General features: G+C 60.3%; 14 protein-coding genes. 9 read left to right on the top strand and 5 right to left on the bottom strand.

The annotated features are described in order from the left end of the window. Window positions 1–8 precede the first annotated feature (8 nt). The 3 genes from NTD81_RS00080 to NTD81_RS00070 all read right to left on the bottom strand — a co-directional run bounded on the left by NTD81_RS00080 (window position 9) and on the right by NTD81_RS00070 (window position 2,958). Complete coding sequence (locus NTD81_RS00080) at window positions 9–872, bottom strand: ATPase (protein ID WP_262178124.1); 864 nt, start codon at window positions 870–872, stop codon at window positions 9–11. 105 nt (window positions 873–977) lie between these two features. After that, a complete protein-coding gene (locus NTD81_RS00075) occupies window positions 978–1,967 on the bottom strand; it encodes an NAD-dependent epimerase/dehydratase family protein (RefSeq protein ID WP_262178121.1) in 990 nt (329 codons plus the stop codon). A 97-nt stretch (window positions 1,968–2,064) separates the two neighbouring features. Next, window positions 2,065–2,958 (bottom strand): LysR family transcriptional regulator ArgP, encoded by an 894-nt coding sequence (locus NTD81_RS00070; RefSeq protein WP_262178119.1) that lies wholly within the window; start codon window positions 2,956–2,958, stop codon window positions 2,065–2,067. Between the two features lie 92 nt (window positions 2,959–3,050). Between NTD81_RS00070 and NTD81_RS00065 the strand changes: the two genes are divergently transcribed. Continuing rightward, complete coding sequence (locus NTD81_RS00065) at window positions 3,051–3,674, top strand: LysE/ArgO family amino acid transporter (RefSeq protein WP_262178117.1); 624 nt, start codon at window positions 3,051–3,053, stop codon at window positions 3,672–3,674. Window positions 3,675–3,846: 172 nt separating this feature from the next. Next, window positions 3,847–4,428, top strand: a complete 582-nt coding sequence (locus NTD81_RS00060; protein ID WP_262178115.1) for a superoxide dismutase — start codon at window positions 3,847–3,849, stop codon at window positions 4,426–4,428. Window positions 4,429–4,494: 66 nt separating this feature from the next. Here the strand turns inward: NTD81_RS00060 and NTD81_RS00055 are convergent, their stop codons facing one another. Together NTD81_RS00055 and NTD81_RS00050 are read right to left on the bottom strand one after the other, a co-directional pair. After that, window positions 4,495–5,139 carry a hypothetical protein gene (locus tag NTD81_RS00055; protein WP_262178112.1) on the bottom strand — a complete coding sequence of 215 codons (645 nt, stop codon included), beginning with the start codon at window positions 5,137–5,139 and terminating at the stop codon, window positions 4,495–4,497. A gap of 1 nt (window position 5,140) precedes the next feature. Continuing rightward, on the bottom strand, window positions 5,141–6,391 hold the full coding sequence (locus NTD81_RS00050) for an ammonium transporter (protein WP_262178110.1): 1,251 nt from the start codon (window positions 6,389–6,391) through the stop codon (window positions 5,141–5,143). Between the two features lie 301 nt (window positions 6,392–6,692). On the opposite strand from NTD81_RS00050, the gene NTD81_RS00045 reads away from it, so the two are divergent. The 7 genes from NTD81_RS00045 (at window position 6,693) to NTD81_RS00015 (ending at window position 18,450) form a co-directional block, all read left to right on the top strand. Beyond that, window positions 6,693–8,756 (top strand): putative bifunctional diguanylate cyclase/phosphodiesterase, encoded by a 2,064-nt coding sequence (locus tag NTD81_RS00045; RefSeq protein ID WP_262178109.1) that lies wholly within the window; start codon window positions 6,693–6,695, stop codon window positions 8,754–8,756. Between the two features lie 233 nt (window positions 8,757–8,989). Continuing rightward, on the top strand, window positions 8,990–10,318 hold the full coding sequence (locus NTD81_RS00040) for an imelysin family protein (protein WP_262178107.1): 1,329 nt from the start codon (window positions 8,990–8,992) through the stop codon (window positions 10,316–10,318). 147 nt (window positions 10,319–10,465) lie between these two features. Next, complete coding sequence (locus tag NTD81_RS00035; RefSeq protein ID WP_262178104.1) at window positions 10,466–11,899, top strand: di-heme oxidoredictase family protein; 1,434 nt, start codon at window positions 10,466–10,468, stop codon at window positions 11,897–11,899. 11 nt (window positions 11,900–11,910) lie between these two features. After that, entirely contained in the window at window positions 11,911–12,972 is a 1,062-nt protein-coding gene (locus NTD81_RS00030; RefSeq protein ID WP_262178102.1) for an imelysin family protein, read from the top strand. Beyond that, window positions 12,973–14,067: a DUF1513 domain-containing protein gene (locus NTD81_RS00025; RefSeq protein WP_262178100.1), complete on the top strand. Its 1,095-nt coding sequence runs from the start codon at window positions 12,973–12,975 to the stop codon at window positions 14,065–14,067. It begins immediately after the preceding gene. Between the two features lie 193 nt (window positions 14,068–14,260). Next, window positions 14,261–15,391, top strand: a complete 1,131-nt coding sequence (locus NTD81_RS00020) for an efflux RND transporter periplasmic adaptor subunit (protein ID WP_262178099.1) — start codon at window positions 14,261–14,263, stop codon at window positions 15,389–15,391. A gap of 26 nt (window positions 15,392–15,417) precedes the next feature. Continuing rightward, window positions 15,418–18,450 (top strand): multidrug efflux RND transporter permease subunit, encoded by a 3,033-nt coding sequence (locus tag NTD81_RS00015; RefSeq protein WP_262178097.1) that lies wholly within the window; start codon window positions 15,418–15,420, stop codon window positions 18,448–18,450. Window positions 18,451–18,497 lie beyond the last annotated feature (47 nt).

Raw genomic sequence — 18,497 nt, 5'->3', positions numbered from 1 at the left:
CGCGCAGCTTAACGGGCGTTAAGCTGCTGCTGGAGGTTCTGCACCTGCGCCTGCAAGGTGCTGATGTTCCGCGTGACCTGGGCCCGGAAGGCGTCGAACTCTGCCGTGCCGCCAGCGCCGGCCCGGGTTTCGACTTCGCTTTTGAGCACCAGTAAGTCCTGCTCGACCCGGGCAATGGCCTGGCTCGGATTACCCTGCTTTTTCAGCCCATCCAACTCCGTACGCACGGCACTCAGCCGCTCCTCCAACTTGCCTTGGCCGGCCAGGGCCGTCTTCAGATTGGCCTGCTCGCTTTTCAAGCTCGCCAGGTCGCTGCTTAACGAGCTTAAAGTGGTTTGCAGCTTAGCGTCGCTCTGCTCTTTGGCCTTCAGCGCGCCGCTCAATTGCTCAAGCGTCTTGCCCTGCTCACCTTGGGTGCTGCCAGCACTTTGCAGCAGCTTGTTCAGCTCAGCCAATTTGCTTTCATGTTGACGGCTCAACTCAGCCAAACGCCCGGCATGCTGCTTGAGTTCCAGCTTTAAAGCCTCGCTGCCGCTGGTGACCGAAGACTCAGTCGCCACCACCTTGCCAGTGATCGCCTGAATTCGCCCGGCGGCCTCTTCACTGATGCGGGCAAAGCTTTCTTGGGTAGCCACCAGCTGTTGTTCCATCAGGCTGATCTGCTGAAAACTCCACCAGCCCAAGCCGCCCAAGGCGATGACCAGAGCGCCTACCAGTGCCCACAAAGGCCCGGTGCTGGCGGTCTTAACCGGCGCGCTCGGCCGTGCTCCGCTGCTGCGGCTGGTTGAGTGATAGGCAATGTCATCCTGATCGCGCTGTTCAGCGCGCAGGCTCGGCACGTGATCGAGTTCGTCGTGGGCATCGTTACGCATGGGCAACCTTCAGGATACCTAGAAATGGCGAGGCCGCAGTATACCGTTTCGCACCCCGCACACACTGCCCACATAGCCGCGCTGCAAAAGATTGGCGCCAGCCGTTCAGCGTTGCTGCAACTTCCACCAATGGCAGAATTCATCCAACGCCGCCCACACCGTCACCTGTGGCTCGTAGCCCAACTGCTGACGCGCCCGACTGATATCGAGGGAAAAGTCCTTGGCCATCACCGCCACGCCCAGGCGATACATAGAGGGAGCAGGCTGCCCGGGCAGCAGCTGGCAAATTCGCTCATTAATGCTGGCCAGGCCATAGGCCAAGGCATAAGGCACATGCCGCGTCACAGGGGGCAGCTCAAGTTGGCGCAGCACGTAATTGACCACATCCCACAGCGGCACGGGGCTGCCATTACTGATGTTGTACACCTGCCCCAAGGCCTGCGGACCTACCTGCAAGCTGCTATACAGCGCCTGATTAAGGTTCTCCACGCTGGTGAAGTCGACCCTATTCTGACCCTTGCCGATGATGGCCAAGCGGCCCTTGCGCTGCATCTCAATCAGACGCGGGAAGATGCTGGTATCACCCGCACCGGTGACAAAGCGCGGGCGCAGCGCCAGCACCTCCAAGCCTGCCTCTTGGGCAGCAAATACGTGTTGCTCGGCCAAGTATTTGGTCTTGCCGTACGCATCGCTAAAGTGCTGCGGCAGTTGTTCTTCACGCAGGCCGATATGGGCCTGACCATCGAAGTACACCGAGGGTGAAGACAGGTGCACCAAGCGCCGCACCTTTTGTTTAAGGCAGGCATCAATCACGTGCTGGGTGACCTGCACATTGGCCTGATAGAAATGCGCGTAAGGCCCCCACACGCCCACGGCACCGGCGCAGTGCACCACCGCATCGACATCCGCACACAATTGCTCGACCAACGCGGGGTCGCTGAGATCACCCTGCACAAATTCCGCGCCGCGCAGGCGCAAATGTTCTACACCTTGGGCCCGCCGGCCATTAACCCGCACCTCAAGCCCTTGGGCCAGCGCATGCTGGGCAAAACGACCACCGATAAAGCCACTGGCACCTGTCACTAAAATCCGCATGCTGCTCTCCTGTGCCTAAGCGTTGGCCACTCTAACAGCGGCCTGAACAGGCAGCTGTGGCGTTACAGGCCAGAACAACGACCGCGCATGCCTGCCCCTAACTCAGGCCTTGCAGCACCTGTGGCGCATGCTGCTGCAAATGGCCGGTTAAGGCGCTAAGCAACTGGCCGCCGTGGCGCCAGTGATGCCAGTACAACGCCACGTCTAACGGTACGCCACGCGTCACCTCAACCAAAGCGCCAGAGGCCAATTGCGCTCGTGCTTGCAGCTCGGGAATCAAGCCCCAGCCCAAGCCGGCCAACGCCATGCGGATAAAGCCTTCGGAGGATGGACACAGATGATGGGCAAAACCGCCGGCCACGCCCAGCCCGGCCAAATAGCGATGCTGTAATTGATCGTCGGGGCCAAACACTATGGCCGGTGCGCGGGTCAGTGCCGCAGGGTTCAAGCCCCCGGCAAAATGCCGCGCGATAAACTCAGGGGTGGCCAGCGCGCGATAGCGCATCACGCCCAAGGGCATGGCCCGTGCGCCGGCGACGGGCCGTTCATTGGCACACACGCAAGCGGCCACCTCACCCGCGCGCATACGCTTAAGGCCCACGGCCTGATCCTCGACTAACAGGTCCAACAGCACGCTTTGCTCGCGGCAAAACTCCCCCACCGCCGCGGCCCACCAGGTCGCCAAACTGTCGGCATTGATAGCAATACGCAGCCGCTCCGGCGGACTGTCTTCATCCAGAGCCGGTACCTGCGCCTGAATATCGCGTTCGAGCAAACGCACTTGCTGCACATGGTTCAGCAGGCGCCGCCCAAGCTCGGTCGGGCTCGGCGGCACAGCCCGCACTAATACCGGCTGGCCCACGCGGGCTTCCAACAATTTGATCCGCTGCGACACCGCAGACTGCGACAAGCCCAGCACCTGCGCGGCCCGCTCAAAGCCGGCCTGCTCGACCACCGCCGCCAAAGCGGCCAGAAGTTTGTAGTCAAACAAATCAAATTTCCTAATGCGGGTTAATCAATATTGATTTTGCTTATACAACCTAGGCACCGACACTGGCCAGCCTCAAACAGGAGCAGAATAGAATGTGGCAAAGCTATAGCAACGGCCTACTCATCGCCGCCGGATTGATCATGGCGATTGGCGCGCAGAATGCGTTTGTCTTGGCCCACAGCCTGCGCCGCCAACATCACCTAGCCGTAGCCGCGCTGTGCGTGCTGTGTGACGCGCTATTAATTGCCGCCGGGGTATTCGGCCTGGCCCAAGTGCTCAGCCACAGTCCACTGCTGCTCAGTATTACCCGCTTTGGCGGCGCGGCCTTCTTGCTCTATTACGGCAGCCTCGCCCTGCGCCGCGCGTGGCGCCCAGAAGGCTTGCAGGGTGGCGCAGCGCTAGGCCAGTCACGCCGCCAGATATTACTCGCGGCATTGGCCGTGACCCTGCTCAACCCCCACGTGTACCTCGACACCGTGCTGCTGATTGGCTCGCTCGGCGCACAACAATCAGTACCAGCGTTTTATGTCCTGGGCGCGGCCAGTGCCTCGTTGCTGTGGTTCTTCAGCCTGGCCTTGGGCGCAGCCTGGCTGGCACCGTGGTTGGCGCGCCCAGCCACTTGGCGACTGATTGATCTGGGCGTAGCGCTGATGATGTTCAGCATCGCCTGGCAGTTGCTCAGTGCCAGCAACCTGGGGCTGCCTGCCACGCAATAAGTGACCGGGCACTGGAGCTAGATGGTTTCCCACACAGTTGCAACGTGTTTAACAGTCAGCCCCAGTGCTATGATCAAAACCCTGCGGCGCAAAGAGACAACTCTCGCCGCTTAGATAGCCGCCCGTGATCGGCTTCGCGTATAACGCCCCTGACCTGATTAGGAGAAAAAACATGGCTTTCGAATTGCCGCCGCTGCCTTATGCCCACGATGCTCTGGAGCCTCATATCTCCAAAGAGACCCTGGAATTCCACCACGACAAGCACCACAACACCTACGTCGTGAACCTGAACAACCTGGTGCCTGGCACTGAGTTCGAAGGCAAAACCCTGGAAGAGATCGTTAAAACTTCCTCGGGCGGTATCTTCAACAACGCCGCACAAGTGTGGAACCACACCTTCTACTGGAACTGCCTGGCACCTAAAGCTGGCGGCCAACCGACTGGCGCTCTGGCTGATGCCATCAACGCTGCTTTCGGTTCCTTCGACAAGTTCAAAGAAGAGTTCAGCAAAGTTTCCATCGGCACCTTCGGTTCCGGTTGGGGCTGGCTGGTGAAGAAAGCTGACGGTTCCCTGGCTCTGGCCAGCACCATCGGTGCCGGCAACCCGCTGACCAACGGCGACACCCCACTGCTGACCTGCGACGTGTGGGAACACGCTTACTACATCGACTACCGCAACGTACGTCCGAAGTATGTAGAAGCGTTCTGGAACCTGGTTAACTGGGACTTCGTAGCGCAAAACTACGCCGCCTAAGTCACTGCTGCAAAAGCAAAAGCCCGGCTAAATGCCGGGCTTTTGCGTTGATACGCGGGACGAAATCTAGAGCAATTGCCGGGGAGTGAAGGGCAACGCCTGTGTCTCGACCGCCTGCACGGCCTGACTCAAACGCTGATCCGCCACCACCGGCCCCAAGTATTCGCACAAGCCCACATAAAGCAGATTGAGTAGCTGCCGCAGATGCTTAACCCCCAGGCTTGAGCCCAGCAAGGAAACGTCTTGCTCCAACCAGGCCCGGGCTTGCATGCGCTGCTCGGGGAGCGCTTCAAAACCGGCGAGATTACCCACGGCAAAACGTCGTAAGCGCGGTTCGATATCGGTATTAAGGCTATTGAGCAGCGATCTCACCAGCGCCTCGAAGGTCTTGCGCGCTTGCTGCTCTTGCTCGTCATCGAGCAAATTGGCGCCGCCGGTACGCTGGCGCCAACTGCGCAACTGCGCTTCAGGATCGGCGAGCAAACCGGACAACGGTCCTGTCAGCGCCCCGACCAACTCCCGATACAGCTTGGCGCGCTCCAATTTACGCTCGGTGTGCTGCGCCACTTCGGCGAGGAACTCATTGAGCGCAAACGGCGGCTTGTCGGCGTATTTGGCCTCCCATAACGCCAGTACGGCCAGCAACTCATCGCCGGCAAAGTGTCCAGACAACCCGGTGAAAATAGCCCTACGGCGAGTCGATAAGCTCATGTCATACCTTCCTTGGTAGGTTTTTATGGTCGAAAGTCACCGCCAGATTGAATTCGGGGTAACCCATTTCGGCGTGTTCGCTAAAGTCCAAACCGCGTTGTTCATCAAGACTGCTGGTGCGCAGGCCGATGGTTTTCGCCAGCACCAAGTACATCAGTAATGCCAGCGGGAAGACCCAGATGAAGGCGGCGGCAATTCCCAGCAGTTGGATGCCGACCCGGTCGAGATTGAACAGATCCCCGCTATAGAACAACCCGGCGGCCAGGGTACCCCACACCCCAGCGAAGCCATGCACCGGCACGGCGCCAACCACATCGTCGATCATCATGCGTTCGAGCAAACGCATGCCCAGCACCACGATAAAACCGGCGATTAAACCGGTGAGCAGTGCCAGCAGCGGCGACATGGTGGCGCAGCCGGCGGTGATGCCAACCAAGCCGCCGAGGGAACCGTTGACCGTGGTAGTCAGCAGCACCGGGCTGGAGCTGCTGCGCTGAGCCAGGTAAGCACCGAGGGCGCCAGCGGAAGCGGCCATATGGGTATTGAGGGCGATCAGGCCAAGGCTGACATTCATCTCCAAGCGGCTTCCGGCGTTAAAGCCAAACCAGCCCAGCCACAGGATAAAACCACCCAGCGCCACCAGACTCAGGTTATGTCCGGGAATCGTCCTTGCCCTGCCGTCCTCGGCAAAGCGCCCCATGCGCGGACCTAGCACGAGGATGCCAGCCAAAGCGCACCATGCGCCGACACTATGCACCACGGTGGAGCCGGCAAAATCGATAAAACCGAGGCGCGCCAACCACCCCTCACCGCCGTACAAACCGCTCCACACCCAACTGCCGAAGATCGGGTAGATAAAGCCGCTGATCACGATGGCCCCGATCAGATAGGCCGAGTAGCGCGTGCGTTCGGCCATGGCACCACTGGCGATGGTCGCGGCAGTGGCAGCGAACATCATCTGGAACAGCAGGAAGGTGTAATCCCAAGGCTCGCCGTCATGCAGAGCAAAGTGGTTCATGCCGTACCAGCCGGTGAGGTTGCTGCCGAACATCAAGCCGAAGCCCACCAACCAGTAAGTAATGCCGCCGACGCAGCCATCCATGTAGTTTTTCATCATCACATTGACCGCGTTTTTCGCCCGCGACATGCCGCTCTCTAACAGGGCAAAACCGGCCTGCATAAAGAACACCAAGACACTGGCCAACACCAGCCAAGTGATGTTGAGCTCCTCGTCGCTAGCGGCATGAGCCATAGGCGATACAGCACATAACGCAATTGCTAACAGTCGAGCTTTCATGACGATGCCCCTGATTTGAACAATAACTGGGCTATCGCAACTCTCATGCCAAGTAGAAATTCGCTAAACTGACGCCAAAACTCAGTCGCAGCGCACCAACAGCGTGCGCCATGGGTTAGCGCGATACTGGCAACGCGCCATCTACGAGCAAGCTAACGCAGATCACAAACCTGCGTGATGGCCCTTTGACTGCAAGCGCTACTTTGCCAATACTCACGCAGACCGACGTCGTAGGCCCTGTACAAGGAACCGCCACTTGAAGCTGGAACTCAAAAACAGCTTGTCGCTTAAGCTGCTCCGTGTCGTGCTGCTCGCAGCGCTGATCGTGGGCGTCCTGCTTAGCTTTGCGCAGATTGTTTATGACGTGTACAAGACCCGTCAGGCCGTAGCCAACGACGCCCACCATATCCTCGGCATGTTCCGTGATCCTTCGACCCAGGCGGTGTACAGCCTGGACCGCGAGATGGGCATGCAAGTAATCGAAGGTTTGTTCCAGCACGACTCAGTGCGTATGGCCTCCATCGGCCACCCTGATGAACCGATGCTGGCGGAAAAATCCCGCGACCCGGTGAACATTCCAACCCGCTGGCTGACCGACCCGATCCTCGGCAAAGAACAGCAATTCACCACTCAGCTCGTTGGCCGTGGCCCGTACAGCGAGTATTACGGCGACCTCAATATCACCCTCGACACCGCCCCTTATGGGGAGAGCTTCGTCACCAACTCGGTGATCATTTTTATCTCCGGGGTTCTACGCGCCTTGGCCATGGGGTTGGTGCTGTATCTGGTGTATCACTGGTTGCTGACCAAACCCCTGTCGAAAATCATCGAGCACCTGACCAACATCAACCCCGATCGCCCCAGCGAGCACAAGTTGCCGATGCTGCCCGGCAACGAGAAAAACGAACTGGGCTTGTGGATCAACACCGCCAACCAGTTGCTCTCCTCCATTGAGCGCAACACCACGCTGCGCCGCGAGGCGGAAAACAGCCTGCTGCGCATGTCGCAATACGACTTCCTCACCGGCTTGCCGAACCGCCAGCAATTGCAGCAACAGCTCGATCAGATTCTTGAAGATGCTGGCCGCCTGCAACGCCGCGTGGCGGTACTGTGCGTGGGCCTGGATGACTTTAAAGGGATCAACGAGCAGTACAGCTACCAGACCGGTGACCAGTTGCTGCTGGCCCTCTCCGATCGTCTGCGTAGCCACAGCGGTCGCCTTGGCGCCCTGGCTCGCTTAGGCGGCGACCAGTTCGCCTTGGTCCAGGCCGATATCGAGCAGCCTTACGAGGCCGCCGAACTGGCGCAAAGCGTGCTGGATGATCTCGACACGCCCTTTATGCTCGATCAGCAACAAGTGCGCCTGCGCGCCACCATCGGCATCACCCTGTTCCCTGAAGACGGCGACAGCACCGAGAAGCTGCTGCAAAAAGCCGAACAGACCATGACCCTGGCGAAGAGCCGCTCGCGCAACCGCTATCAGTTCTATATCGCCAGCGTCGACAGCGAAATGCGCCGCCGCCGTGAGTTGGAGAAAGACCTGCGCGACGCCCTGGCGCTGGAGCAACTGCATCTGGTTTATCAGCCCCAGGTCGATTACCGCAATCATCAGGTGGTTGGCGTCGAAGCCCTGTTGCGCTGGCAGCATCCGCTGCATGGTTTTGTGCCGCCGGATTTGTTTATTCCGCTAGCCGAACAGAACGGCACTATCATCCCAATTGGCGAATGGATCCTTGATCAAACCTGCCGGCAACTGCGCGACTGGCATGATCAGGGCTTCACCGAGCTGCGCATGGCGGTCAACCTGTCCACCGTGCAACTGCACCACGCCGAGTTGCCCCGCATGGTCAACAACCTGATGCAGGTCTATCGCCTGCCCCAAAGCAGCCTGGAGCTGGAGGTGACCGAAACCGGCCTGATGGAAGACATCAACACCGCCGCCCAGCATCTGCTGAGCCTGCGCCGCTCCGGGGCACTGATCGCGATTGATGACTTCGGCACCGGCTACTCATCGCTGAGTTACTTAAAAAGCTTGCCGCTGGACAAGATCAAAATCGACAAGAGCTTTGTGCAGGATCTGCTCGAAGACGAAGACGACGCCACCATCGTGCGCGCCATCATCCAACTGGGTAAGAGCTTGGGCATGCAGGTCATTGCCGAAGGGGTGGAAACCGTCGAGCAAGAGGCCTACATCATCGCCCAGGGCTGTAACGAAGGTCAGGGCTACCTGTACAGCAAACCGCTGCCGGCGCGGGAGCTGACGTCCTACTTGAAGCAAGCCCGGCGCCTGAAAAACGCTGCCAATCCGGCCACTCTCTAAGTGCCTCACGCGGCGTTTAATCAGCGCCGCGCAACTGCATCCAGCACGACGGTGCAGCGCCGCACTAACCTGGCAAAATCGTGCAGAAACTCCTGAAAAAATGCTGCTTCTCGCACGGCCAAGTGAAAAAGGTGTAAATCACCCTTTGCGCAAAATGAAAATCTTTCGCATTATTCATGCCGTCTGCATCCGCATGGACGGGTGTCCCATCTAACAAATTTAAGGAAAACGCTATGCTTCGTCTGCCCCTGGCTTCCGCCAGCCTGCTCGCTATCGCCATTGCCCTCGCCGGCTGCGGTGAGCAAAAAGCACCAGCCACCCAAGCGGCTACGCCAGCACCGGCGACAAGCCCAGCGGCCGCTCCAAGCCAGACTGATGAAGCTGCGAAAAAAGCCGTGGTCAGCCATTACGCCGACCTCGCCCTGGCCGTCTTCAGCGACGCCGCGAGCACCGGCAAAGCCCTGCAAAAGGCTGTCGATGCGTTCCTTGCCAAGCCGGATGCCGACACCCTGAAAGCCGCCCGTGACGCCTGGCTGGCCGCGCGCACACCGTACATGCAGTCGGAAGTATTCCGCTTCGGCAACCCAGTGGTCGATGAGTGGGAAGGCCAACTCAACGCCTGGCCGCTGGACGAAGGCCTGATCGACTACGTGGCCAAGGATTACCAGCACGCCCTGGGTAACCCAGGCGCCAGCGCCAACATCATCGCCAACACCGAAATCCAAGTCGGCGAAGACAAAATCGACGTCAGCACTATCACCTCAGAGCTGCTCGCCAGCCTCAATGAGCTGGGCGGCTCCGAAGCCAACGTCGCCACCGGTTACCACGCCATCGAGTTCCTCCTGTGGGGCCAAGACCTCAATGGCAGCAACCCAGGTGCCGGTGAGCGCCCTGCCACTGACTATGTCGTAGGGGCTGGCGCCACGGGCGGCCACACTGAGCGTCGTCGCGACTTCCTCAAAGCCGCCACCGACCTGCTGGTTAAAGACCTCGACGCCATGGTTGAGCAGTGGAAAGCCGGCAACCCAGAAAACTACCGCGCTAAGCTTGAAGCCGACAGCGCCGAAAACGGCCTGCGTAAAATGCTCTTCGGCATGGGCAGCCTGTCCCTCGGTGAGCTGGCGGGCGAGCGGATGAAAGTGGCGCTGGAAGCCAACTCCACCGAAGACGAGCACGATTGCTTCAGCGACAACACCCACAACTCGCACTTCTACAACGGCAAAGGCATCCGCAACGTTTACCTGGGCGAATACCAACGCGTAGACGGCAGCAAGCTGACCGGCCCAAGCCTGTCGTCGCTGGTAGCCAAAGCGGATGCAGCGACCGACAGCACCCTCAAAGCTGACTTGGCGGCCACCGAAGCCAAGCTGCAAGTGCTGGTAGACAGCGCCAACAAAGGCCAACACTTCGATCAGTTGATCGCCGCTGACAACAGCGCCGGCCAGCAAATCGTGCGTGACGCCATCGCCGCGCTGGTGAAACAAACCGCAGCGATTGAACAAGCCGCCGGCAAACTGGGCATCAGTGATCTGAACCCCGACACCGCTGACCACGAGTTCTAAGTTCCAGCGTTTAGCGCCACCGTAAAGCCGCAGCTGCCTCGCAGCTGCGGCTTTTTCACTGCTGATCAACTTGGGATGTAAATCCCCCGAATCAATAGCCAACACACTGGTAAGCTGCGCCCCCAGTTTGTGCCCGGATTGTTCTGCATGTTGCCTTTGCCTCTCACCACCACCCCCTTGCGCCTCAGCCTGGCCTTGACGGCGCTGCTGGCTGTGGCTGGCTGTGAGCAAAGCGAGCCGTTCACTCAGGCAGAGCCGGGCGAAGCCTTGTCCGGCGGCGCCGGGAGCGTGCGCAGGAGCGATCACAACGCCTTCGCCATGCCGTCCGCCAACTTGTCGCCGCAGCGGCGCCTGGACTTCAGTGTCGGCAACAGTTTCTTCCGCAGCCCGTGGGTGATTGCACCGACCACCACCACGGCGCGCGATGGTTTAGGCCCGCTGTTTAACAGCAATGCCTGCCAGAACTGCCACCGCAACGACGGACGCGGCCATCCGCCTGAGCAAGACGCCAGCAGCGCGGTGTCCATGCTGGTGCGCTTATCGATCCCCGCCACAAGCGCCGAGCAAGACCAGCTCAAGCGCATTGGCGTAGTGCCCGAACCGACCTATGGCAGTCAGCTGCAAGACATGGCCATCCCCGGCGTGCAATCCGAAGCGAAGGTGCGTTTAAGCTACAGCACGCAGACCGTAGCGTTTGCCGATGGCACCACAGTCGAGTTGCGCCGCCCCGAGTTGCAACTGAGCCAACTGGCTTACGGCGCCTTGCATCCAGCCACGCAGTTGTCCGTGCGGGTAGCACCGCCGATGATTGGCTTAGGCTTGCTGGAAGCCATCAGCACGGCCGACATCCTGGCCAACGCCGACCCGGACGATGTCAATGGCGATGGGATTTCCGGACGCGCCAATCAGGTTTGGGATCGCCAACTACAGCGCACAGTGCTCGGCCGTTTTGGCTGGAAGGCCGGGCAACCCACGCTGAACCAGCAAAACGCCGACGCCTTCGCCAACGACATGGGCCTGACCAGCGCCTTGATCCCCCATGACAACTGCACCAGCGCTCAGCCCGACTGCCTCAATGCCGTCAATGGCGGCAGCCCGGAAGTCAGCCCCAAGATTCTCGCCAGCGTGCTGTTTTATACCCGCAACCTGGCCGTGCCGATGCGCCGCGATGTGAACTCGCCGCAAGTGCTGGCCGGCAAACAACTGTTCCATCAGGCAGGCTGCGCCCAGTGCCACATCCCCCAGTTCACCACCGTTAGCACGACGGCCGAGCCGGAGCAGGCCAACCAGGTGATCCGCCCCTACAGCGACTTGCTGCTGCACGATATGGGCGCCGGCTTGGCCGATCAGCGCAGCGAGTTTGCCGCCACGGGCCAAGAGTGGCGTACCGCACCGCTGTGGGGTTTAGGTCTGACCCAAGCGGTCAGCGGGCACACGCAACTGCTCCACGATGGCCGCGCGCGCAGCGTGCTGGAAGCTATTCTTTGGCACGCAGGCGAGGCCGAAGCGGCCAAGCAACAGGTGCTAACTTTTAATGCCGAGCAGCGCAGCGCGCTGTTGGCCTTTTTGAACTCGTTGTAGAAGGAGCCGCAATGAATCGCGCACCCTTGGGCCTCGCCCTACTTAGCCTGGCCCTCACGGCCTGTAGCCCGACTGACAGCCAACAACAGGTGGCCAGCAACCTGGCCAATGGCGTGTTGCTGCCGCAGTATCAAGCGTGGAGCAACGCCGATCAGCAACTGGCCAGCAGCGGCAAAGCCCTGTGCGCCGGTGAACAAGATTTAACGGCTGCCCGCCAGGCCTTCACCACCGCGCAAAACGCCTGGGCCGCAGTGCAGCCAGCTGCCTTTGGCCCGCTGGCCGAAGGTAACCGTGCCTGGCAGATTCAGTTCTGGCCGGACAAGAAAAACCTGGTCGCCCGCCAAGTCGAAGCCCTGCTCAATAAAAAACCGCAGCTCAGCGCCGCTGACTTAGACAAAGCCAGCGTCGTGGTCCAGGGCCTTACCGCCTATGAGTACCTGCTGTTCGATGCGGCCATCGACCTCAACAACGCCGAGCAAAAGGCGCGCTACTGCCCGCTGATCATCGCCATCGGCGATCACCAGCAGGAACTGGCGGCGGATATTCTCAATACGTGGGCCGAACCCAACGGCATCGCTGCGCAGCTCAAACAGTTCCCCAACGATCGCTACGCCGAAGCCCCTGAAGCCATCGCCGAAATCCTGCGCACCCAGGTCAGCGCCATCGATGGTTTGAAGAAGAAACTCGGCACTCCGCTGGGGCGGCAGAGCAAAGGCCTGCCACAGCCTTACCAAGCTGAGGCCTGGCGCAGCAAAGCCAGCCTGGCCACGCTCGCGGCCAGCCTGGCCAGCGCCGAGCAAATCTGGCTGGGCACTCAATACCAGGGCATTCAGGCCTTGCTGCCGCAAGATCAGGATGCCCTCAAGCAGCGCATCAACGCCGCCTATCAAGATACTCAACAGCGCCTGAGCGCCTTCAAGCAACCGCTGGGTGAGTTGGTTGCCAGCGAAGAAGGACGCAAACAACTCAACGATCTCTATGACAGCCTCAACGTCCTGCATCGTCTGCATGAAAGTGAGCTGGCCACTGCCTTAGGCATTCAGCTGGGCTTCAACGCCCATGATGGAGATTAAATGAACCGCCGTAATTTCCTTGGCCTAAGCGCCCTCGCCATTGCCGCCGGCGCCATCGGCGGCTGGCAACTGATCGGCTCGGGGCCACAGGCCCTGCTGCTCTCGGCCCGCAACGACAGCGCCGGTAAGCATTACGCCGTGGGTTTTAACCTCGATGGTCAGCAGGTGTTTGCCACCGAGGTGAAGGAGCGCTGCCACGATGTGGTGCCGCACCCAACGCTGCCGCTGGCCTTGTTTGTTGGCCGGCGACCCAGCACCGAGAGCTACCTGATCGACACCCACAGCGGCCAGCTGCTGCAAACCCTGCACGCGCCGGCGCAGCGTCATTACAACGGTCATGCCGTCTTCCACAAGGATGGCGAGTGGTTATACGCCACCGAAAACGACAGCAGCGATCCGGGCCGCGGGGTGATCGGAGCCTACCGCCTGCAGGGCCAGCAGTTGCTGCGTGAGCACGAACTCAGCAGCCATGGCTTAGGTCCGCACCAGCTGCTGTGGATGCCCGATGGCGAAACCTTAGTGGTGGCCAACGGCGGCATTCGCACCGAAGCCGAGAGCCGCGTCGAGATGAACCTCGACGCCATGGAAGCCAGCCTGGTGCTGATGCAACGCGACGGCACGCTGCTCAGCAAAGAGCAGCTGCCGGAGATGCAAAACAGCGTGCGCCATTTGGCCGTGGCCCGTGACGGCACCATCGTCAGCGGCCAGCAATACATGGGCGAGCCGAGCGATGCGGTGCCGCTGCTGGCGATCAAGCGCCCCGGCCAAGCCTTCCAGCACTTCCCCATGGCCGATGCGCAGCGGGCGATGATGAACCAGTACACCGCCAGCGTGGCGATCAACAGCGAGCTGCGCCTCATCGCCCTGTCGGCGCCTCGCGGCAACCGCTTCTTTATTTGGGATCTGGACAGCGCTGAGCTGCGTGTCGATGCGCCGCTGGCCGACTGCGCCGGCATCGGGGCGGTGCCCGAGGGCTTTGTGGTCAGCAGTGGCGTCGGCCGTTGCCGGCTGTACGACTGCCGTACTCCACAAATTGTCAGCAGCCCTCTGCAGCTTCCTGCCGGGCTATGGGACAACCATCTGCGCCTGGCCTAAGCCCCCAAGCCATACCCGCCATGGGCTGGCGGGTATGCAGTAAGTTGCGGCTATCATCCCAGCAACGTCTGTGATCGCTTAGAAACTTGCTGATTAAAACTACTGGCTAGTGGCTTTGACAGTCAGCGCAAGCAACGTCTAATGTGCCGGTCTTAGCCCACTCGGGCCTTATTAATTTTGCAAGGACTTGCATATGTTGCGTCGCCGTATGTGGCTCATGCTCGCCGCCGTACTGGTGGTCGTGCTGATTTTGGCAGGCTATAAGGCCTTCTCCATTTATCAGCAGATCCAACAGTTCAGTGCGCCACAACCGGCCATCAGCGTTGAAGCTGAGCAGGCGCAACAGCTGCAGTGGCAAAGCCGCTTACCGGCGATTGGCAGCTTAAAAGCCCTGCAAGGCGTCAACCTCACCGTGGAAGTAGCTGGCACCGTGCGCGAGCTGCTGTTCAGCTCCGGGCAACAGGTCAAGGTCGGCCAACCTCTGGTGCAAATGGACGGCGCCGTCGAGCAAGCCAGCCTGGCCACCGCGCAAGCCGAGCTGGGCCTGTCGCAAGTTGAGTTTGAGCGTGGCCGCAGCCTGGTCAACCGCCAGAGCATCTCCAAAAGTGAGTACGACCGGCTCTCCGCCAACCTGCAAAAAGCCACCGCCAGCGTGGCGCAGTTGCAAGCGCAACTGGCGAAAAAACGCATCAATGCGCCCTTCTCCGGGACCATTGGCATCCGCCAAATTGATGTCGGCGACTACCTATCCTCCGGCACGGTGATCGCCACCTTGCAGGACCTCTCCGAGCTGTATGTCGACTTCTTCCTGCCCGAACAAGATGTGCCGCTGTTAGCCATCGGCCAGCAGGTGGAGGTGAGTGTCGCGGCCTATCCGCAGCAAACTTTCAAGGGCAAGATCGCCGCGCTCAACCCGCGGGTCGAGGACAGCACGCGCAATATCCAAGTCCGCGCCGTACTGCCCAATCCCAACGGCAAACTGCTGCCCGGCATGTTCGCCAACTTGCAGGTGCTGCTGCCGCAAACCACGCCAAGCGTGGTGGTATCTGAATTGGCTGTGACTTACACGCTGTACGGTAACTCGCTGTACGTGATCAAGCCCAAGCTGGATGAGCAAGGCCAGCCACTCAAAGACGCACAGGGCCAGGAGCAACTTCAGGTCGAGCGGCGCTTTATCCAGACCGGTGAACGCCGTGACGGCCAGGTCGTGATCAGCAAAGGTCTTAGCGCCGGCGAGCGAGTGGTTACCAGTGGCCAACTGAAGCTGGATAACGGCGCCCATGTCAGCATCGTCGGTGCCCCCAGCACTGCGGCAGCCCAATAAGCCGCAGACGGCCTGAGGAATTAGCTATGGCGTTTACCGATCCGTTTATCCGTCGCCCCGTGCTGGCCACCGTGGTCAGCCTGCTGATCGTGCTGCTCGGCCTGCAAGCCTTCAGCAAGCTGACCATCCGCCAATACCCGCAGATGGAAAACGCCCTGATCACCGTGACCACCGCTTACCCCGGAGCGAACGCGGAGACTATTCAGGGCTACATCACCCAGCCCTTGCAGCAGAGCCTGGCCAGTGCCGATGGCATCGACTACATGACCAGCGCCAGCCGCCAGAATGTCTCGGTGATTTCCATTTACGCGCGCATCGGCGCCAACAGCGACCGCCTGTTTACCGAACTGCTGGCCAAGGCCAACGAGGTCAAAAACAAACTGCCGGATGCCGCTGAAGATCCGGTGCTAAGCAAAGAAGCTGCCGACTCCACGGCGCTGATGTACATCAGCTTCTACAGCGACGTGCTGTCCAATCCGCAGATCACCGATTACCTGTCGCGGGTCATTCAGCCCAAGCTGGCCACCCTGCCCGGCATGGCCGAAGCCGAGATCCTCGGCAATCAGGTGTTCGCCATGCGCCTGTGGCTCGATCCGGTGAAAATGGCCGCTTATGGCGTCACCGCCAGCGATGTCAACAGCGCGGTGCGGCGCTACAACTTCCTCGCCGCCGCCGGTGAAACCAAAGGCGAGTACGTGGTCACCAGCCTCAACGCCGAGACCGACTTAAAGTCCGCTGAGGCCTTCGCGGCCATTCCGCTAAAAACCCAAGGCGACAGCCGCGTGCTGCTGCGCGATGTGGCGCGGGTCGAGATGGGCGCGGAGAACTACGATTCGATCAGCTCCTTCGACGGCATCCCCTCGGTGTATATCGGCATCAAAGGCACCCCCGGCGCCAACCCGCTGGATGTGATCAAAGAGGTCAACCAGGTGCTGCCGGAGCTGGAGGCGCAGCTGCCGCCAAACCTCAAAGTCTCCATCGCCTACGACGCCACGCGCTTTATCCGGGCCTCCATCGATGAGGTGGTGAAGACCTTGGGCGAGGCGATCCTGATCGTCATCGTCGTGGTGTTCCTGTTCTTGGGGGCTCTGCGTTCGGTGGTGATCCCGGTGATCACCATTCCGCTGTCGATGATTGGCGTGCTGTTCTTTATGCAGTTGATGGGCTACTCGATCAACCTGCTCACGCTGCTGGCCATGGTATTGGCCATCGGCCTGGTGGTGGACGATGCCATCGTGGTGGTGGAGAACATCCACCGCCATATCGAAGAAGGCAAAACACCCTTTGACGCGGCCCTGCTCGGCGCCCGTGAAATTGCCGTGCCGGTGGTGTCGATGACCATCACCTTGGCCGCCGTCTATGCCCCCATCGGCTTCCTCGAGGGGCTCACGGGAGCGCTGTTTAAGGAGTTCGCCCTGACCTTGGCCGGGGCGGTGATTATCTCCGGCATCGTCGCCCTGACCCTGTCGCCGATGATGTGCTCCAAGCTGCTGCGCCATGAAACCAAGCCCTCAGGCTTTGTGCATAAGCTTGATCAACTCTTCGACAGCCTTAAGCGCCGCTACCAACGCAGCTTGAGCAGCACGCTGGACACTCGGCCGGTGGTCGTGGTGTTTGCCATCATCGTGCTGTGTTTGATTCCGCTGCTGCTCAAGTTCACCAAGAATGAGCTGGCGCCTGATGAGGACCAGGGCATCATCTTTATGATGGCCAGCGCGCCGCAGCCGACCAACCTCGACTACCTGAACAAATACACCGATCAATTCGTAGAGATTTTTAAGGACTTCCCCGAGTATTACTCGTCGTTCCAAATCAACGGCATCAGCGGCGTGCAATCGGGGATTGGCGGCTTTCTGATGGTGCCCTGGGATGAACGTCAACGCACGCAAATGGAGATACTGCCCGAGGTGCAGGCCCGTCTGGCGCAGATCCCCGGCCTGCAAATTTTCGGCTTTAACCTGCCCGCGCTGCCTGGCACCGGTGAAGGCCTGCCGTTCCAGTTTGTGATCAACACCCCCAACGACTACCAATCGCTGCTGCAACTGGCAGAAAGGGTGAAAAAGCGCGCGGAGGAGTCGGGCAAGTTTGCCTTTGTCGATGTCGACCTGGCCTTCGATAAGCCCGAGGTGGTGGTCGAGATCGACCGGGAAAAGGCCGCGCAGATGGGCGTGTCCATGGAAGACCTGGGCATGACCCTGGCGAGCCTGCTGGGTGAAGGCGAGATCAACCGCTTTATCATCGACGGGCGCAGTTACAAGGTGATCGCCCAGGTCGAGCGTGCCTTTCGCGACAATCCAGGCTGGCTCAACAGCTACTACGTCAGGAGTAACAGCGGCAGCATGGTGGCGCTGTCGACGCTGGTAAAGGTCAGCGACCGCGCCCGGCCCACTCAGCTGAACCAGTTCCAGCAGCTCAACTCGGCAATTGTGCAGGGCTTCCCGATTGTCAGCATGGGCGAGGCCATCGACAGCGTGCAGCAGATCATGCGTGAAGAAGCACCGGCGGGCTTTAGCGGCGACTTTGCCGGCGCCTCGCGGCAGCTGGTGCAGGAAGGCAACGCCCTGTACACCACCTTTGCCCTGGCCCTGGCCTTGATTTTCCTGGTGCTGGCCGCGCAGTTCGAGAGTTTCCGCGACCCACTGGTGATTATGATCACCGTGCCGCTGTCGATTTGCGGCGCGCTGATCCCGTTGTTCCTTGGCTGGTCGAGCATGAACATCTACACCCAGGTGGGCTTGGTCACCCTGATTGGCTTGATCACCAAACACGGCATCTTGATCGTCGAGTTCGCCAATCAACTGCGCCGCGAAAAGGGCCTAAGCCGCCGTGCGGCCGTCGAACAAGCCGCCGCGATTCGCCTGCGACCGGTACTGATGACCACCGCGGCCATGGTCTTTGGCATGCTGCCGCTGATCTTGGCTAGTGGCGCCGGGGCAGTGAGCCGCTTTGACATTGGCTTGGTGATCGCCACCGGGATGTCCATCGGCACCCTCTTCACCCTGTTCGTACTGCCCTGCGTCTATAGCTTGCTGGCCAAGCCAGACGCCCCTGACCGCTAAAGTCAGCGCCCAAGAAAAAGCCCTGCAATGCAGGGCTTTTTTATCCA

The organism is Pseudomonas sp. 5P_3.1_Bac2 (genome assembly GCF_025465995.1).
Lineage (GTDB): Bacteria > Pseudomonadota > Gammaproteobacteria > Pseudomonadales > Pseudomonadaceae > Aquipseudomonas.
Note: the sequence above shows the minus strand (reverse complement) of the source record. Positions and strands in the feature narration are given on the sequence as shown.

Bases quoted from the DNA above. Each gene is read 5' to 3' on its own strand.
- NTD81_RS00030 (WP_262178102.1), top strand. From the start codon at position 11,911: ATGAATCGCGCACCCTTGGGCCTCGCCCTACTTAGCCTGGCCCTCACG.
- NTD81_RS00015 (WP_262178097.1), top strand. From the start codon at position 15,418: ATGGCGTTTACCGATCCGTTTATCCGTCGCCCCGTGCTGGCCACCGTG.
- NTD81_RS00060 (WP_262178115.1), top strand. From the start codon at position 3,847: ATGGCTTTCGAATTGCCGCCGCTGCCTTATGCCCACGATGCTCTGGAG.
- NTD81_RS00025 (WP_262178100.1), top strand. From the start codon at position 12,973: ATGAACCGCCGTAATTTCCTTGGCCTAAGCGCCCTCGCCATTGCCGCC.
- NTD81_RS00055 (WP_262178112.1), bottom strand. From the start codon at position 5,139: ATGAGCTTATCGACTCGCCGTAGGGCTATTTTCACCGGGTTGTCTGGA.
- NTD81_RS00035 (WP_262178104.1), top strand. From the start codon at position 10,466: ATGTTGCCTTTGCCTCTCACCACCACCCCCTTGCGCCTCAGCCTGGCC.
- NTD81_RS00040 (WP_262178107.1), top strand. From the start codon at position 8,990: ATGCTTCGTCTGCCCCTGGCTTCCGCCAGCCTGCTCGCTATCGCCATT.
- NTD81_RS00075 (WP_262178121.1), bottom strand. From the start codon at position 1,967: ATGCGGATTTTAGTGACAGGTGCCAGTGGCTTTATCGGTGGTCGTTTT.
- NTD81_RS00065 (WP_262178117.1), top strand. From the start codon at position 3,051: ATGTGGCAAAGCTATAGCAACGGCCTACTCATCGCCGCCGGATTGATC.
- NTD81_RS00020 (WP_262178099.1), top strand. From the start codon at position 14,261: ATGTTGCGTCGCCGTATGTGGCTCATGCTCGCCGCCGTACTGGTGGTC.
- NTD81_RS00050 (WP_262178110.1), bottom strand. From the start codon at position 6,391: ATGGCTCATGCCGCTAGCGACGAGGAGCTCAACATCACTTGGCTGGTG.
- NTD81_RS00080 (WP_262178124.1), bottom strand. From the start codon at position 872: ATGCGTAACGATGCCCACGACGAACTCGATCACGTGCCGAGCCTGCGC.